The sequence below is a fragment of the Rickettsiales bacterium Ac37b genome (genome assembly GCA_000746585.2).
Lineage (GTDB): Bacteria > Pseudomonadota > Alphaproteobacteria > Rickettsiales > Arcanibacteraceae > Ac37b.
Window position 1 is genome coordinate 352,416 of sequence record CP009217.2, and the last position, 17,196, is coordinate 369,611.

Consider the following 17,196-nt stretch of genomic DNA (forward strand, 5'->3'; position numbering starts at 1 on the left):
AAATAATATGAATACAGATAATACAGATAATCACGAACCAAATCCTTATGTGGAAGCTAGAAGAGAATGGGTAGAGCGATATGGAGATTATATAGTGCAAGCTAAAAACTGGCGGATTAGCACTTTAGTTGTTAGTAGTATTGCTGTAATTCTTGCTATATCAATTACTAAAAACAAAATCATACCTTATATCGTCCAAGTCGATAAGCTTGGTAAAATAGAGGCAGTAGAACAGGCTTTAGCATATAAAACTCCAGATCATAAGATCATTAAATCAGAACTAGCTAGTTTTATTGAAAAAGCAAGATCAATCTCAGCTGATAATATTGTCCAAAAGAAAGCTTTAGAGAAAATATATGCTTATTTGCCTAAAGGAAAAAGTGCTAGCCTGTTTGTTCAGGAATATATCAATCATCATAATCCTTTTGAGCTTGCTAGAAATGTGACTCAAGCAGTAGAAATAAGTTCAATATTACAAGTAAGTGATAAGAGCTGGCAAATTGAATGGCAAGAATTAACAAGAGATTTACATGGTAATCTCATAAGTAGTAGTAAATGGAAAGCAGCTTTATCGATAGAATTTAGTGCACCTAACCAGGAAGAAGATATCTTAATGAATCCACTTGGATTATTTATCACCGAGCTTAGCTGGACTAAACAACTATAAAAATAGTCATACATACCCATAAATTTTAAATATATATCCCCTAAAGGAGTTTTGACCATGAAGTTACCTAATGTCATTGTTTTGCCTTTTTTATGCTTCTTACTTACTACTTCTCTAAGTTTTGCTGAAACAACTAAAAAAGTGGTGCCAGACATTGAACCAAGTAACATAAGTAATATAAGCAACATAAATGGTAATTCTGAAATTATAGCGACTAAAGCTTGGCAAAGATCAGGAGTGGCAAAGCCGATTAAAACAAATAATGGGATAATTAAATATCCTTATGGTGAATCATCTCCTACTATCACCTGCTCACCACTTCATATCTGTGATATAGAACTTGAAGCAGGAGAAAAGATTTTAAATGTTGCCATAGGTGATCAAGTGCACTGGATATTATCGCCTGCAAATTCTGGTGCAGGATCTGATATTACTCCTCATGTCATCATTAAACCAACGGATGAGAATATTAGCACTAATATGGTAGTAACTACTGATAAACGTACCTATTACCTCTATTTAAGGTCGCAGAAAACAGGTTATATTACCAGGCTTAGCTTTTACTATCCTCATGATTTAGTGCAAAGCTGGGAGCTTCATAATAAACTTAAAGAAGAAGATGAACAAAATAGAATAGCAGAGTTTCCAGCCCTTACCGTAGCTGAACTTGATTTTAATTATGAGATTAAAGGAAGTAATAAAAGTCATATCAGGCCAATTAGAGTATTTAATGATGGTAAGCATGTTTATCTTCAAATGAGTCCTAAATTAGGAGCGAATGAAGCACCAATCTTAATGGTGATAGGAAAAAATGGAGAATCACAACTAGTCAATTACCGCATGAAAAGTGGTTATTACGTAGTTGATCGATTATTTGATAGAGCACAGCTTATACTTGGCACAGGTAAAGGCAAAGAAGTGGTAACTATTCAAGTAAAAAAATCTTGCTTCTTTAACTGTAATTAAGAGCAGTTTTATGACTATAAAATCACCTTATAAGTTAGAAAAATTAGAAATTAAAGGTAAGCCAGCAGGAATAGTTAGAATTAGTAAGAATGTTAAAATAGCTCTTATATTAGCATTTACTTTAATCATTGCTATCTTTGCTTATGGTATTACTAAAGTTCACCAGAAGCATGAAGCTGTGGTAAGTAAAGCGGAGCATACCAAATTAGAAGCAGCAAGTGAAATTGCCAAAGTTTTTAATAAGGATATTCCGAATAACATTTATATGCCTTCTGTAAGGACAGAGGAAGTACAAAGTCAATATAATAATTTGCTAGATAAGGTTTCTAAATCTGTAGTAAATAATGCTCATAGTGATGTTAAAGTAGAAGCTACAAGAGAAAAAGAATTACTTACAAAACTAAAGGAAAAAAAACAAGAAAAACAACTTGAGGATGAATTAAAAGCAAGAAGCGCAGCTACCAGTTATGAGCAATTTTCTATGCATAGTAGAGTAAATGATAAGCTGCCAACTCAGATACCATTTAATTCCAATATATCTAATACAGAAACTAATAATACTCAAAAAATAGAAGATCAAAATGCTAAAGATGATCCAGGTCAACAGTTTCGTAAAGAAAGATTTTTAAAAGAAGCAGCAAATAGTAATGAGGATCATTACTTAAATGCTGTACAAAAAGAGCCACTATCTCATTATGAAGTCAAGGCAGGTAATATCATTCCCGCTATCATGATTGGCGGCATCAATTCTGATTTACCAGGTCAAATTATTGCGCAAGTAAGGGAGAATGTTTATGACACAGCTAGAGGAGAGTTTTTACTGATTCCTCAAGGCACTAAACTGATTGGATTTTATGATAGCCAAATTGCTTATGGTCAAGAAAGAGTTTTGATTGCCTGGCATAGATTAATCTTTCCAGGTGGCTCAAGTATGGATTTAAAAGCAATGCCAGGAAGTGACCTTGCAGGCTATGCTGGCTTTAAAGACCAAATAGATAATCATTACTTTAGAACTTTTGGCAGTAGCATCTTAATGAGTTTAATTGGAGCAGGAGCAATGATGACTCAGCCCGAGGTTACTACTTCTAACAATACCAGTATGACACCAGGACAGATAATGGCCTCAACTCTTGGAGCTAGTCTAAGTGCTACTGCTAATAACATGCTGCAGAAAAACTTAAATATCCAACCAACACTGGAAATAAGGCCAGGCTATAAATTTAATGTCATGGTCACTAAAGATATGGTTTTCCCGGGAAGTTATTAGAAATAGCAGAAGAAGAGAAAAGAGAGGAAGGAGAAAAATTAGAGTAAATAGAAGAAGAAAAAAGTAAAAAAGCCAAAATAAAAAAATAAAGAAAAAGAAAAAAAGAAAAAGTAAGATAGGAGTAAAGATGATGTATGATGATGAAGAAAACGATGATAATGAAATAGAAGCAGTTTCTCCTAAAATTAAGCTTAATGATATTGAAGTAGCTTATCAAGGATTAAAAAAGATTTCTGATTTATTACCTAACTTTTCTGAAAATGCGCAAAATAAAGGCAAAAGAAATTTTTATCAAGGAAATAGCAAAGGCCTCTCTTCGCCGCTTAGTCTTACTCCTCGGATGCAGAACTCAACAGTAATTGTAAAATATACTAGTAATCATACACAAGGTCTCTGGAAAGCCCATGGAAGTTATTTGCAAAGAGAAAATGCTCAAGCAAAAGGAGAAAAAGGAACTGGCTTTAATCAAGATAGTTTAGCAGTAAATGTCGGTCAAACTCTTGATAATTGGCAGAAAGCAGAAGATCCAAGGCTTTGGAAAATAATAATTAGCCCAGAACTAGGTGATAAGCTAGATTTAAAGGAGCATACTAGGTGTACAATTTCAAGGGTTGATGGAAGAAAAAAAGAGTATATAAGTAAGAGCTAGGGATATAATTAATTTGGAGGAATTGTGGGACAAATATTACATGGCTGCGCCACGACTACGCACGCAATTAGAAAAGAATTACAGCGATCGCAAGCTACGATCAAAGAATTAAGTGAACAATATAATATTAACCCTAAAACTGTGATAAAATGGCGTCAAAGAAAAGAAGAAGGAGTAGAAGATCGCTCTAATGCTCCTAAAAAAGCAACTACTATTTTGAAGCCCGAAGATGAAGCTTTGATTATTGCTTTTCGTAAGTCTACGCAATTACCTTTGGATGATTGCTTTGATGCACTTATTAAAGAAATACCTTATTTAACTCGTTCAAATCTTTACCGATGCCTTAAACGGTACGGTTTATCTTGTTTACCCAAAGAAGATAATATCAAAGAGAAGAAGAAATTTAAGGCTTATGAAATAGGATTTATGCATCTTGATATCACAGAAGTAAGAATTGGTGAGGGAAAATTTTACATATTTGTGGCAATATGTAGAGTGAGTAAATTTGCTTATGTTGAGCTGCATAATAATAGCAATGGCGATACTACAGTTAATTTTCTTGATAACTTGGTAAGTAGCTGTCCCTTTAAGATACATACCATATTAACTGATAATGGTGTTCAATTTGCTTACAATGGTTTAGCCAGGTACAGAGCTCCTAAAGCAAGACATAGATTTGATCTAAAATGTAAAGATTACGGTATCAGGCATCGCACAACAAGGCCTTATAGTCCAAGTACCAATGGTCAAGTAGAAAGAATGAATAGGACTATAAAAGAAGCTACTACTAAGAAGTATCATTATACTAGTAGAGAAGAGTTAGATAGTCATCTACAAGCTTTTGTTATGGCTTATAATTATGCTAAAAGGCTTTCTTCTATTGCTAGAAAAACGCCTTTTGAAATGATCTTGACTTGTTACACACAAAATGCTAATAATTTTAGAATTAATCCTAACCATCAACTACTGAAACCGTACACCTAGGCCATGTGCACCTAAATAAAAAAAAAGCTGTATAAGATGGTTGAAAAATAAAGGATAGGTGGTAATATCTCCGTTGTCAAAACAGGAGAATTACCATGCGCAATTATTACATAAAAAAATCAGATTGGAAAGCAATTTATCAAACTTTAAAAACTATCAAAGGCATCAGAATAAAAAATCAATTTGTAACCAGAAAATTTGTAGAATCAGTATATTTTATTATGCGTACAGGTGCTCAATGGAGAGAACTTCCAGGTTATTACGGCAAATGGCGTAGTATTCATAAGAGGTATGAATCATGGTGTACCAAAGATCTGTGGAGCAATATTTTAAGCCATTTTACCAGAGATTATGATGGAGAAAATATAATGATTGATTCTACTATTATACGAGCACATCCTTGTTCTGCTGGTTATAAAAAAGATTCAGCAGAAGCAGAGTGTTTGGGCAGGAGCAAAGGTGGTTTTACCACTAAAATTCATGCAGTAGTCGATGGATTAGGACAAGCTCTAAGATTCAGATTAACTGGGGGACAGAGGAATGATATCACTCAAGCATCTGAGTTGATAGCTGGATTTAAAGGCAGTAATATTATAGCAGATAAGGCCTATGATAGTAATAGATTACTGGAACAGATTGAAAACCAGGAATGTGAAGCTATTATTCTACCAAGACGTAATCGTAAGATTTTACGAGATTTTGACAAAGATTTATACAAAGAAAGACATTTAATAGAATGTTTTTTTGGCAAAATAAAGCATTTTAGAAGAATTTTTGCAAGATTTGATAAGAAAGCTACTTCTTTTATGGGATTCTTGGCTTTTGCTTCCTTGATTATATGGATGAGATAAATATTAAGTGCACACAACCTAGATGTACACCTAGAGTCTTAAAATGGCAAAATAATTTGTCTCACTTCTATTGAAATATTACAATTAATGGCAAGCAGCTGCAAGTTAATTTCACTCCTTTAAAAGACGCCTTTATCGTGGTAGATAAAGAAAGAATAGGTCAAGTCCTTCGCAACTTATTCGTCAATAGCATCAAATTCAGCCCAAATAATTCTACCATCACTTTTATACTGCTGTATAAACACTTCTTCAGACATTTTATACCCTAAACATTTTCTTGTGCAGAGCTTAATTTTATTAGCCAATAAATCAAGATCTTGTTGAGTTATGTGGTCGATAATAGTAGCGCTTGGCAAATATCTTCTTAGCCGCCCATTCATATTTTCGTTGATACCTTTCTGCCAAGACGAATGTGTTTCACAATAATAGGCTTGGCAATGCATTTTACTTTCTAAATATTTATAATCAGCAAATTCACTACCCTGATTAAAAGTTATTATTTTACACATTTTTTGAGGCAATTTATAAAATTTATCACTTATCCTTTTCATGATTCCTCTAGAATGCTTGCTATTATTTTTTATGAGAAGAACTACCCTAAATTTACATTCAATCAATGTTGTTACAACTTTCTTTTTGTTACCAGTAAATTGGATCCTATATCCTTACCAATGACCAAAACGTATTCTACTATGGTAAATTCTAATTAGAATTTACCATAACCTTCTATTATTTTTAAGTCGCAAATAGGTCATATGATATATAGTAAATTAAGTTGATAAAGACATGATATATGATATATTAAAAAGCTCATAAACCCAAAACAGTAGAAGCAATGGCATATTCCTTAGATTTACGTAAAAAAGTAATTCACTATGTTAATAAAGGTTATACCAGAGAAGAAGCTGCAAGAATTTTTGGCATAGGTGAAAGAACAATTTATAGATGGTTATCGAGATCGAAATCCGGGAATTTAGCAGCCACACGAGCAGCTAAGCCATGGAAGAAGCTTGATCCAATCAAATTATTAAACGAGGTGTCTAAAAACAGCAATTGGCTATTATCTGATTTTGCAAAGGTTTTTAATGTGTCTACAGCTGCTATCTGTTTGGCATTCAAGACTTTGGGGATCACACGAAAAAAAAGACCACACTCTATCGTGAACGGGATGAAGCAAAACGGCAATTATTTTTGGCAGCTATCGCAAACTATAAAGCGGAAGATATAGTTTATATTGATGAGAGTGGAATTGATAGCTATTTGTACTATTCTTGGGGATACAGTCTCAGAGGAAGTAAAGTTTATGGTGATATCTCAGGTAAAAAACATGATCGAGAAAGCTTTATTGCAGGTAAGGTTGGGAAGAAAATTATTGCGCCAATGTGTTTCAAGGGCACATGTAATACAGAAGTTTTTAACGAGTGGGTTAGTCAGTGTTTGGTGCCCGAACTAAGATTTGGTCAAGTTGTAATACTTGATAATGCAACGTTCCATAAGTCAGCTAGAACTAGGAATTTAATAGAAGATATAGGCTGTAAACTTTTATTCTTACCACCTTACTCTCCTGATCTCAACCCAATTGAAAAATATTGGGCTCATTTAAAAGCTAAAATCAAACCTATCATTACTAATTTTAATAACCTTAGCGATGCTATTGATTATGGCTTCTCTATGCCATTCTCAACTTAATTGACTATAATTGTCGCCACCAATTTAGGTGGTAGAGGCACGGACCTAAAACTGAGCAAAGAAGTGCTTGAGCATGGTGGTTTACATGTTATTTTATCGTATTTACCATCAAGTATACGTATTGAAGATCAGGCTTTTGGGCGCGTAGCACGTAAGGGTGAGGCAGGTTCGGCGCAAGTTATAGCTAATCTTGAAACAGGTGATGATATAGCTGTACTACGGAATAAACGTGATTCACAAGAGCTGATAGCTATGGATATTGCGATGCATTGCAAGGTTCCAGAAATGCTAATGGAAGATGAATTATTTGATAAATATTTGGATTTAATCAGAAAATTAACTTCGCCCACTGGTAAAGAAATAGTTGTTGGTTACATGCAGCCCAAGAAATTAAATCTTGCGGATGATCAAATTGGCATTTATCTCAAAGATGATCATATTTATTTAAAATACATAAAAAATAGTTTTCAAGCAGAACCTTTATAGTCAATTAAGTTGAGAATGGCATAGAGAAGCCATAATCAATAGCATCGCTAAGGTTATTAAAATTAGTAATGATAGGTTTGATTTTAGCTTTTAAATGAGCCCAATATTTTTCAATTGGGTTGAGATCAGGAGAGTAAGGTGGTAAGAATAAAAGTTTACAGCCTATATCTTCTATTAAATTCCTAGTTCTAGCTGACTTATGGAACGTTGCATTATCAAGTATTACAACTTGACCAAATCTTAGTTCGGGCACCAAACACTGACTAACCCACTCGTTAAAAACTTCTGTATTACATGTGCCCTTGAAACACATTGGCGCAATAATTTTCTTCCCAACCTTACCTGCAATAAAGCTTTCTCAATCATGTTTTTTACCTGAGATATCACCATAAACTTTACTTCCTCTGAGACTGTATCCCCAAGAATAGTACAAATAGCTATCAATTCCACTCTCATCAATATAAACTATATCTTCCGCTTTATAGTTTGCGATAGCTGCCAAAAATAATTGCCGTTTTGCTTCATCCCGTTCACGATAGAGTGTGGTCTTTTTTTTCGTGTGATCCCCAAAGTCTTGAATGCCAAACAGATAGCAGCTGTAGACACATTAAAAACCTTTGCAAAATCAGATAATAGCCAATTGCTGTTTTTAGACACCTCGTTTAATAATTTGATTGGATCAAGCTTCTTCCATGGCTTAGCTGCTCGTGTGGCTGCTAAATTCCCGGATTTCGATCTCGATAACCATCTATAAATTGTTCTTTCACCTATGCCAAAAATTCTTGCAGCTTCTTCTCTGGTATAACCTTTATTAACATAGTGAATTACTTTTTTACGTAAATCTAAGGAATATGCCATTGCTTCTACTGTTTTGGGTTTATGAGCTTTTTAATATATCATATATCATGTCTTTATCAACTTAATTTACTATAGGTTTGAAATCAGGGTAAATCAATTTTGCTAATATTGAGCTAGGAAAAGTACGTAATGCTATATTATAGTTTTTTATAGTTAAAATATAATCTCTACGTGCTATTGCTATACGATTTTCTGTTCCCTCTAATTGTGATTGTAGTGATAAAAAATTTTGATTTGATTTTAAATCTGGATAATTTTCAGTGATGTTCATTAATTTTGATAATCCAAAACTTAATTGGGCTTGAGCTTCTTCAAACTTTTTTAATTTTATAGGATCATTCAGCAATTCTGGGGTGAAAGAAATTTGCATGGCTTTAGCTCTTGCATTAGTAACCTCAGTAAAAACTTCTTCTTCATGAACTGCGTACCCTTTAACCACTGATAATAAATTGGGAATTAAATCATTACGTCTTTTCAATTCATTATCTATTTGAGATATGGCTGCATTAACGTTTTCATCAAGAGTAGGTAATTTATTTACTATACTGACTGTCCAAAAAAGCCCAACAACAGCGACTGCAATTATTATATAATTAACTTTCATAATTTATTTTACTTGATATATTTTCAGTAAAATTAATCGTACTAAATATAAATTAAAAATTTATTAATTAATTTATTTATATAATATTAGCATTAAAATCCAAGCTTTTTACTATACATAAGCTAACAGAGTGACGACGTCCCTATTACAAATTCAAAAGCTATAGATACCCGTTTTCACGGGTATGACCAAGGTATATTCCTTTTTTTTATTATTGCATCATTTCTTGCTCATTACTTTACTTTTTTGTCCGGTAGTATAAGCAATTAGTAGGCTTGCTTCTCATACACTTAGTATCAAACTTAAACTGTTTTTACTATAGCTACGGCAATTTAAATATTACTTTGTTGTTCGTTGATCACGTAGCATTTCTACGTCACGCCTCACGATTCGTATTATTTTTAAATTGTCTTTGCTATAGTCGATTATAAAAACAATATATTTTAAATAGGTGAGATAAAATACTAAAAACATGTGGAATTAATATCCACATGTTTTTAAATAGATTAAGTTTTAGCTGTCTTTTTTATCTTCAGTTGCTGCTTTATTTAATGCAGCACCTAATATATCGCCTAAGCTGGCTCCGCTATCTGTTGAACCATATTCAGCTATTGCTCTTTTTTGTTCCTCGATTTCTAATGATTTTATAGATAAATTTACTTTACAGTTTGTTTTATCTACCGATACAACTTTTGCATCAACCCTATCACCTACTGCAAAACGGTCAACGCGTTGCTCAACTTTTTCACTTGCAAGATCAGACTTTTTAATAAAGCTTGTAACTCCATCGTTAAATGTTACATCTATACCATCATCGTGAATATTAGTTACGGTACAAGTTATAATATCACCTTTTTGTATATCTTTAAGGTTATCTGCAAATTGATTTGCTGTTAATTGTTTAATACCTAAACTAATACGTTCTTTATCAGGATCTACTGCAAGTACTACAGCTGATACTTTATCACCTTTTTGGTATTTGTTTAGTTCATCAGCATTGTCTTCATCCCATGATAAATCTGATATATAAACTAAACCATCGATGTCGTTGTCAAATCCTATAAATAAACCAAAGTCTACAATATTTTTTACTTCACCCTCAACTATTGAATTTACAGGATGATTGTTTGCGAAATCAGCCCACGGATTATTGCTACACTGCTTAATACCAAGACTAATTCTATGTTTATTGATATCTACATCTAAAACAATAAATTCTATTTCCTGCCCTACACTATATATCTTTCTAGGGTTAACATTATTTTTAGACCAGCTCATTTCAGATATATGTACTAAACCTTCAATACCAGTTTCTAATTCTACAAACACACCATAATCAGTAATATTGGTAATTTTACCTGAAGATTTTGTGCCTTTTGGATATTTTGATTCTATATTTTGCCAAGGGTTACCTTCTAACTGCTTCATGCCTAATGAAATACGTTTAGTATCATGATTATATTTTATAACTTGAACTTTTACAACTTGTCCATGAGTTAAAACTTCTGAAGGATGGCTAATACGATTCCATGAAATATCAGTAATATGTAATAAACCATCTACACTACCTAAATCAATGAATGCACCATAATCAGTAATATTTTTGACTACACCTTCTAATACTTGTCCTTCATTAATATTAGATAAAAGTTCATTACGAGCTTCTAATCTAGATTCTTCAAGAATAGCTCTACGTGATACAACTATATTACCTTGTTTTCTGTCTACTTTTAATACTTGAAAAGACTGTAAAACTCCCATCATATGAGAAATATCTTTAATTGGCCTAATGTCTACCTGGCTTCCTGGCAAGAAAGCTAGTACGCCGCTAATATCAACAGTAAAGCCTCCTTTGACTTTACCAGAAATAGTACCTTCTACTCTTGCTGATTTATCTAAAGCTTTTTCTAGGTCAGCCCATGCTTTTTCTCTAATAGCTTTTTCTCTACTGATAATGGTTTTACCACTACGATTTTCTAATTTTTCTAAAAATACTTCTACTACATCACCTACCTTAATATCATCTTCTTCACCTGCTAAAGTAAATTCTTTTATAGGTATATGACCTTCTGCTTTTAAGCCTATATCTATAGTAACTAAATCATTTTCAATAGATATAATTTCTCCTTTTACTACTGTGCCTTCTTTTTTTTCATTTTTTAAAGAAGCGCTAAAAAGTTCTTCAAAACTTTCTTTAGTTGAGTATCCTGCAATTGCTTGCTCTAGGTTAACATTACCTATAACGTTGCGGTGGTGATTTGCCATAAAAAACTTCCCTAGTATTAAATATCAAATGGTATAGTACCATTTATTCTTAAGGTTAAACAAAATATCTAATAATATTGTAAATATTATTAGATGATTAAATATTTGTATATTTAACAGTTTGTGGTATAAAAGACAATATATATTTTAAGGAATTCTCAATAGATAAATTACTGTTATCTATAATAATGGCGTCTGGTGCTGGTATTAGGGGAGAAATAGCCCTATTCTTATCGCGTTCATCACGGTCTTGCATATTTTTTATTATATCACTATATAAAAGATTAGGTTCATTTTTATGTAACTCTTGATATCTACGCCTAGCACGTACTTCTAAGTTAGCTGTAATGAAAAATTTTATATTGGCATTAGGACACACAACCGTGCCAATATCTCTGCCTTCTAGGACAACTCCAGGATAATTATTCGCAGCAAACTCTTGCTGAAATTTTGTAAGTATTTCTCGTACTTCTGGAATAGTAGCAATTCTCGAAGCAACTTTAGCAATTTTTTCATTGTTTAAAGAATAATCAAGTAAATCATAAAGTTTTATAGGAGTATGAGCAATTTTTATTATACTGCTTATATCATTTAACTCTGTCTTGGAATTAATTAAAAGCTTGCCAATCAGGCGGTAAATATTACCAGTAGGCAAAAAATGGAAGTTTAGTTCTTGGGCTAAAAGCTTAGCCAAAGTACCTTTACCTGATGCCGCTAAGCCATCTATAGCAATAATGAAAGGTTTATTCATAAAATAATATTTATACAAAGCAAAAAATATAGGTAACTTATATTGGGGTTAATTGTCAATAATTATATTAGTTAGGTAATTTTAGCTATTTATAGTTTTGTAATTTATGTACTAAATTTTTTATCACTTGCTCTATTTGAACCTATCTTTAATTCAAATTAATTCCCTATATATAATATTATGATAAAATTTTAGTAGTAATATCTTGAAATATTTTCTCCCTATACCTATATCTATTATAAGAAAGGATGCTTTTAGGTTCTTTCTAGATTTATTTTCCTAGTAAAATAGGATAAGTTATTAACTAATATTGCTTAAGAGGGTATTATGCGTAATTTTGATCTTTCACCATTATTTCGTTCATCCATAGGTTTTGATCGTTTACATAATCTTTTAGAAACAAGTTTAAAGGAAGATACCAGTAACGGTTATCCTCCTTATAATATAGGTAAAATTGATGATAATAAATATTTTATTACTATGGCTCTTGCTGGATTTAAGCCAGAAGACGTTAATGTTACAGTACAGAAAAACCTGCTTACAGTCTCAGGTAATGTAAGTAGTGACAATCAGGAAGATACCACCTATTTATATAAAGGTATTGCAACTAGGGCATTTGAAAGAAAATTTAGTCTAGTAGATTATATGCGAGTTGAAAATGCTAATATGGTTGATGGATTATTAACCATCGAACTAATACGTGAAATTCCTGAAGAAGTTAAACCTAGGCAGATATCTATTAATAAAGGGGTTACACCAAAAATTGGTAAAAAATAATAATATAGAGTTTATTACTCTAAGGAAGCTTAGCTCTTTAATGGCAAGCTTCCTATTGTCATATAGCGTTAATATGGTATATAGTCTATATATTCATCGCTAGATTCTCCTACACAACTTACATTTTCCTCTTTTTCTTGAAATGAGCTATAATCTTCAAGATATATCTTCCATTTGTTAGAATGAGCATATATTATATTTTTTATCAGCATATCTTCGGTCAAGGTATTTCCAGGTTTATTTTTAAAAAGGTGCAGAATATTTTTACATATTGAGTTTTGTAAAGAAAATTTTTCTAAATAACATTCTACATGTGGATTGTTTTTTGGATGAGTGAGATGATAATAGTGAAATGCTTTTAATATTAAATCAATCTTTATTAAACAATTATTAAAATCTAAAAAAGTAGGTAAAGGGGCTAAATGTTGCATAATTTTATAAATATTTTTTTAATATAATGGAGGTATTTTAGATTATTATATAAAGATTGCAAACGTTATTATGTGCTTAATTAAGAAAAAATAATAAATTTAATTATTTATATAATTGGAGTCATATGAATAACTTATTAAACTAGCTTTAGATGGTAATTATATGTCTTTTTTAAATTCTTTAAATTATAAAGTCCTGTTTAAGGAAAAAGCCTATATTAACGGTGAATGGGTTTCTGCAATGAGTAATGAGACTGTCCCTGTGATTAATCCTGCAAGTGGTGAAATTATAGGTATAGTACCGAGTATGGATAATAATGATGTATTAATTGCTATTAATGCGGCACATGAAGCATTTAGGGAGTGGAAAAAATATACTGCTAAAGAAAGAGCAAAAATTTTACGTAAATGGTATGAATTAGTGATTATACATAAAGATGATTTATCTAAGATAATGACTGCTGAACAGGGGAAGCCTCTAGAGGAAGCTATTCAGGAAATAGAATATGCAGCAAATTTTATAGAATGGTTTGCTGAGGAAGCTAAAAGAACTTATGGAGATACTATTCCAGCTCCAAATAGTAAGCAAAGAATTATGGTAACTACAGAGCCAATAGGGGTAGTAGCTGCTATTACGCCTTGGAATTTCCCATCTAGTATGGTTACTAGAAAGGTAGCTCCAGCACTCGCTGCGGGCTGTACAATAATTTTGAAACCTTCTGAGGAAACCCCTTTTTCTGCACTTGCGCTTGCTGTGCTTGCAGAAGAAGCTGGTATACCAAAAGGGGTAATTAATATTGTTACAGGTCATCCTCAGTCTATAGGAGCAGAATTAACTACTAATCCTAAAATTCGTAAATTAAGCTTTACTGGTTCTACAGAAATAGGTAGGTTATTGATTAGTCAATGTGCCTCTACAATTAAACGTATGTCAATGGAGCTAGGTGGTAACGCGCCCTGTATTGTATTTGATGATGCTGATCTTAAATTAGCAGCTCAAGGCATTATTGCTTCAAAATATAGAGCTAATGGTCAAACTTGTATCTGTATTAATCGTGTGTTTGTGCATGCTAAAATATATGATAAGTTACTGGCCTTATTAGTTGAGCATGTAAAGAGCTTAAAAGTAGGGAATGGCTTTGAGAAAGGTGTAAAATTGGGTCCGCTTATTTCAGCCCAGGCTGTATCAAAAGTAGAAAGGCTTTTAGGCGATGCTATAAATAAAGGTGGTAAGGTGGTATTAGGTGGTAATCGTATTCGGGGGCATGGCTACTTTTTTGAGCCTACTATAGTTGTGAATGCTAGTGATGAGATGGAATGTTTTGTTGAAGAAATTTTTGGCCCTATCACAGTGTTATATAGTTTTAATTCTGAAGAAGAAGTAGTGAAAAGAGCTAATAATACTATTTATGGTTTAGCAGCTTATGTTTATACTAATGATATTTCTCGTATGTATCGTATTACTGAAAATTTAGAATATGGCATGGTGGGTATTAATAATACTTCCATTTCTAACGAAGTGGCTCCTTTTGGAGGAATTAAGCAATCAGGATTTGGCCGTGAAGGATCATATATGGGAATCAAAGAATTTCAAAACATAAAATATATTTGTGTAGGCAATATCTAGAATATGTAATAGATATGGATAATATATATTGAATGATTTAATAAATATGTGTAAAGAGATAAATATTAGGTATATAAGTGTATTGCTGTTGTTAATATTATTATAACATGTTTGGATAATATATGATTTCTAAGTTAGAGCTGTTGATAGCATTTCGTTATTTAAGAGCAAGAAAAAAAACTATGATGATTTCTGTTATTACATGGTTTTCATTTTTAGGTGTGATGCTTGGAGTTGCGGCATTAATAGTGGTAATGTCAGTAATGAATGGATTCCATACAGAAATTAGTAATAAAATGACAGGTTTTAACGGTGATATCAATATATATAAACGTAAAGGGTTTATTGGGAATTTTGAATCATTGATTAATCAAATTGCAAAAGATGATGAAGTAATTTTAGTAACTCCACTAATTGAAGCACAAGTTATGGCCGCAAGTGGAGGATTTGCAGCAGGAGCGTATGTCAAAGGAATTAAGATAGATGATTTAAAAAATAAGGCAATAGTTGCGAATAATATTATTGCTGGAAATATAGAATATTTAGATAGTAATAGTGTAATCTTAGGTAATGAACTCGCGGCATCTTTACATATAGGTGTGGGTGATTTAGTGACTATTATTTCGCCTCAAGCAACAAATACTATCATAGGGATGATACCTAGAAGTAAAGTTTATAAAGTAGCAGCTTTATTTAAAACCGATATGTATCTTTACGATAATTCTAATCTTTTTATGTCTCTGGAGCAGGCACAACTTCTTTTCCGCATGCCTAGTATGGTTAATACTATAGAGGTAATGATTGCCGACCCTAATCAGGCTTTAGAAATGTCTGATAAAGTATCTACAATTTTGGGTTCGGAATATAGTGTAAGTAATTGGCAAGTTATTAATGCTAGCTTTTTCCAGGTATTAAAAACTGAAAGAGTAGTGATGTTTTTAATTTTAGCTCTAATCATTCTTGTTGCTGCTTTTAATATTATTTCTAGTTTGATAATGTTAGTTAAGGAGAAAAATAAAGCTATTGCAATATTACGTACTATGGGTATGAGTCGTTCTGGTATATTGCGTATATTTTTAATATGTGGTTCTACCATTGGGATTGCTGGAACAATTGCTGGAACAATTTTGGGATTAAGTTTTGCACTGAATATTAATACGATTAAAGCCTTATTGGAAAAGCTAACTGGTACTACAATTTTTGATCCAGTAATATATTATTTATCCTCTTTGCCATGTGATGTACAAAACGGTGATATTATTAAAGTAATATTGCTAGCATTATTATTATCATTTTTGGCAACTATTTATCCTGCTTGGAGAGCAGCAAAAACTAATCCTGCTGAAAGCTTACGTTATGAATGATGTTTACATATTAAATAATATTTATAAATCCTTTACTCAAGGTAATCATACTTTAGAAATTTTAAAAGGTATAAACCTAACTATAATGCAGGGTGAAATTGTTGCTTTAGTTGGTCCATCTGGTTCTGGCAAATCGACTTTACTACAAATTGCAGGTCTTTTAGATATGCCAAATAAAGGTGATATTATAATCAATGGCAAGCGTTTAATATTAACTAATGATTATGAGCGTACCTTAATGAGAAGAAGTTTGATAGGTTTTGTGTATCAGGCTCATCATTTATTACATGAATTTTCTGCAATAGAAAATGTGATGATTCCTCAGCTAATACAAAATAAAAGAAAGAAGGAAGCTGAAGAATATGCAATGCATTTATTATGTTCTGTAGGGTTAAAGCATAGATGTAAACATTATCCAAATGAGTTATCTGGTGGTGAACAACAAAGAGTAGCAATTGCAAGAGCGTTATCCAATAATCCATCTGTATTTCTTGCAGATGAACCTACTGGTAATCTTGATCCTGATACTTCTGAGCAGGTAAGTAACACTTTAATTCAGTTTCTAAAAACACATAAAGTTGTTTCATTAATTGTAACTCACAATATGGCTCTTGCGTCAAAAGCAGATAGAATAGTAAAACTTACCAACGGGATATTAATTTGATTTAAACAATAAGGTTTCGTATTTCTGGAATTCCTTCTATCTACGAAAGTAATGTGCTATCTGGCTCACTATAGTTTTTTCAGCTTCCTTAACAGATATAGTAAATTGATTTGAATTCGGGAAGCGGTTATAGCTGTGGCAATTTAAATATTACTTTGTTGTTCGTTGCCTATAATAGCATTTCTACGCTTCGCGCCTCATCCCTTGTATCGAACTTAAACTGTTTTTACTATACAACAATTTACTCTACTCATACTCTTGGAGTATCATTTCAAATGAAAAATAATATAATTTTA

20 protein-coding genes are annotated in these 17,196 nt (G+C 32.2%); 13 read left to right on the forward strand and 7 right to left on the reverse strand.

Annotation, left to right across the window (positions count from 1 at the left end; all coding sequences use genetic code 11):
* Positions 1 to 7 precede the first annotated feature (7 nt).
* The 6 genes from NOVO_01755 (at position 8) to NOVO_01780 (ending at position 5,384) form a co-directional block, all read left to right on the forward strand.
* Positions 8 to 667, forward strand: coding sequence for a conjugal transfer protein TrbF (locus NOVO_01755; GenBank protein ID AIL64747.1), 660 nt, complete (start codon positions 8 to 10; stop codon positions 665 to 667).
* A gap of 57 nt (positions 668 to 724) precedes the next feature.
* Positions 725 to 1,633 (forward strand): conjugal transfer protein TrbG, encoded by a 909-nt coding sequence (locus tag NOVO_01760; protein ID AIL64748.1) that lies wholly within the window; start codon positions 725 to 727, stop codon positions 1,631 to 1,633.
* Positions 1,634 to 1,643: 10 nt separating this feature from the next.
* Positions 1,644 to 2,900: a conjugal transfer protein TrbI gene (locus tag NOVO_01765; GenBank protein AIL64749.1), complete on the forward strand. Its 1,257-nt coding sequence runs from the start codon at positions 1,644 to 1,646 to the stop codon at positions 2,898 to 2,900.
* 127 nt (positions 2,901 to 3,027) lie between these two features.
* Positions 3,028 to 3,549 (forward strand): hypothetical protein, encoded by a 522-nt coding sequence (locus NOVO_01770; protein ID AIL64750.1) that lies wholly within the window; start codon positions 3,028 to 3,030, stop codon positions 3,547 to 3,549.
* A 24-nt stretch (positions 3,550 to 3,573) separates the two neighbouring features.
* Positions 3,574 to 4,533: an Integrase core domain protein gene (locus NOVO_01775; GenBank protein ID AIL64751.1), complete on the forward strand. Its 960-nt coding sequence runs from the start codon at positions 3,574 to 3,576 to the stop codon at positions 4,531 to 4,533.
* 95 nt (positions 4,534 to 4,628) lie between these two features.
* Positions 4,629 to 5,384 carry a Transposase gene (locus NOVO_01780; protein ID AIL64752.1) on the forward strand — a complete coding sequence of 252 codons (756 nt, stop codon included), beginning with the start codon at positions 4,629 to 4,631 and terminating at the stop codon, positions 5,382 to 5,384.
* Positions 5,385 to 5,560: 176 nt separating this feature from the next.
* Here NOVO_01780 and NOVO_01785 read toward each other — a convergent pair whose 3' ends face one another.
* Positions 5,561 to 5,935, reverse strand: coding sequence for a Transposase, IS30 family (locus NOVO_01785; protein ID AIL64753.1), 375 nt, complete (start codon positions 5,933 to 5,935; stop codon positions 5,561 to 5,563).
* Positions 5,936 to 6,219: 284 nt separating this feature from the next.
* Between NOVO_01785 and NOVO_01790 the strand changes: the two genes are divergently transcribed.
* The 3 genes from NOVO_01790 (at position 6,220) to NOVO_01800 (ending at position 7,559) form a co-directional block, all read left to right on the forward strand.
* Complete coding sequence (locus NOVO_01790) at positions 6,220 to 6,612, forward strand: Transposase (GenBank protein ID AIL64754.1); 393 nt, start codon at positions 6,220 to 6,222, stop codon at positions 6,610 to 6,612.
* Positions 6,613 to 6,764: 152 nt separating this feature from the next.
* Positions 6,765 to 7,073: a hypothetical protein gene (locus NOVO_01795; protein AIL64755.1), complete on the forward strand. Its 309-nt coding sequence runs from the start codon at positions 6,765 to 6,767 to the stop codon at positions 7,071 to 7,073.
* The gene (locus NOVO_01800; protein ID AIL64756.1) at positions 7,074 to 7,559 is read left to right on the forward strand and encodes a hypothetical protein; all 486 of its coding nucleotides are present in this window, start codon (positions 7,074 to 7,076) and stop codon (positions 7,557 to 7,559) included. It begins immediately after the preceding gene.
* 4 nt (positions 7,560 to 7,563) lie between these two features.
* Here NOVO_01800 and NOVO_01805 read toward each other — a convergent pair whose 3' ends face one another.
* The 5 genes from NOVO_01805 to cmk all read right to left on the reverse strand — a co-directional run bounded on the left by NOVO_01805 (position 7,564) and on the right by cmk (position 12,037).
* Positions 7,564 to 7,872 carry a hypothetical protein gene (locus tag NOVO_01805; GenBank protein ID AIL64757.1) on the reverse strand — a complete coding sequence of 103 codons (309 nt, stop codon included), beginning with the start codon at positions 7,870 to 7,872 and terminating at the stop codon, positions 7,564 to 7,566.
* A gap of 152 nt (positions 7,873 to 8,024) precedes the next feature.
* On the reverse strand, positions 8,025 to 8,417 hold the full coding sequence (locus tag NOVO_01810; GenBank protein AIL64758.1) for a Transposase: 393 nt from the start codon (positions 8,415 to 8,417) through the stop codon (positions 8,025 to 8,027).
* 61 nt (positions 8,418 to 8,478) lie between these two features.
* Positions 8,479 to 9,021: a LemA family protein gene (locus NOVO_01815; GenBank protein AIL64759.1), complete on the reverse strand. Its 543-nt coding sequence runs from the start codon at positions 9,019 to 9,021 to the stop codon at positions 8,479 to 8,481.
* Between the two features lie 513 nt (positions 9,022 to 9,534).
* Positions 9,535 to 11,286: a Ribosomal protein S1 gene (gene rpsA / locus NOVO_01820; GenBank protein ID AIL64760.1), complete on the reverse strand. Its 1,752-nt coding sequence runs from the start codon at positions 11,284 to 11,286 to the stop codon at positions 9,535 to 9,537.
* 97 nt (positions 11,287 to 11,383) lie between these two features.
* Positions 11,384 to 12,037, reverse strand: coding sequence for a Cytidylate kinase (gene cmk, locus NOVO_01825; protein ID AIL64761.1), 654 nt, complete (start codon positions 12,035 to 12,037; stop codon positions 11,384 to 11,386).
* A gap of 327 nt (positions 12,038 to 12,364) precedes the next feature.
* On the opposite strand from cmk, the gene ibpA reads away from it, so the two are divergent.
* A complete protein-coding gene (gene ibpA / locus NOVO_01830; GenBank protein AIL64762.1) occupies positions 12,365 to 12,814 on the forward strand; it encodes a 16 kDa heat shock protein A in 450 nt (149 codons plus the stop codon).
* A gap of 68 nt (positions 12,815 to 12,882) precedes the next feature.
* Here the strand turns inward: ibpA and NOVO_01835 are convergent, their stop codons facing one another.
* Positions 12,883 to 13,245 carry a hypothetical protein gene (locus tag NOVO_01835; protein AIL64763.1) on the reverse strand — a complete coding sequence of 121 codons (363 nt, stop codon included), beginning with the start codon at positions 13,243 to 13,245 and terminating at the stop codon, positions 12,883 to 12,885.
* A gap of 163 nt (positions 13,246 to 13,408) precedes the next feature.
* On the opposite strand from NOVO_01835, the gene gabD reads away from it, so the two are divergent.
* The 3 genes from gabD to lolD all read left to right on the forward strand — a co-directional run bounded on the left by gabD (position 13,409) and on the right by lolD (position 16,900).
* On the forward strand, positions 13,409 to 14,872 hold the full coding sequence (gene gabD, locus NOVO_01840) for a Succinate-semialdehyde dehydrogenase [NADP(+)] GabD (protein AIL64764.1): 1,464 nt from the start codon (positions 13,409 to 13,411) through the stop codon (positions 14,870 to 14,872).
* Between the two features lie 122 nt (positions 14,873 to 14,994).
* The gene (gene lolC / locus NOVO_01845) at positions 14,995 to 16,236 is read left to right on the forward strand and encodes a Lipoprotein-releasing system transmembrane protein LolC (protein AIL64765.1); all 1,242 of its coding nucleotides are present in this window, start codon (positions 14,995 to 14,997) and stop codon (positions 16,234 to 16,236) included.
* Positions 16,229 to 16,900, forward strand: a complete 672-nt coding sequence (gene lolD, locus NOVO_01850; GenBank protein AIL64766.1) for a Lipoprotein-releasing system ATP-binding protein LolD — start codon at positions 16,229 to 16,231, stop codon at positions 16,898 to 16,900. Before lolC ends, lolD begins: the two co-directional genes overlap by 8 nt.
* Positions 16,901 to 17,196: the final 296 nt, after the last annotated feature.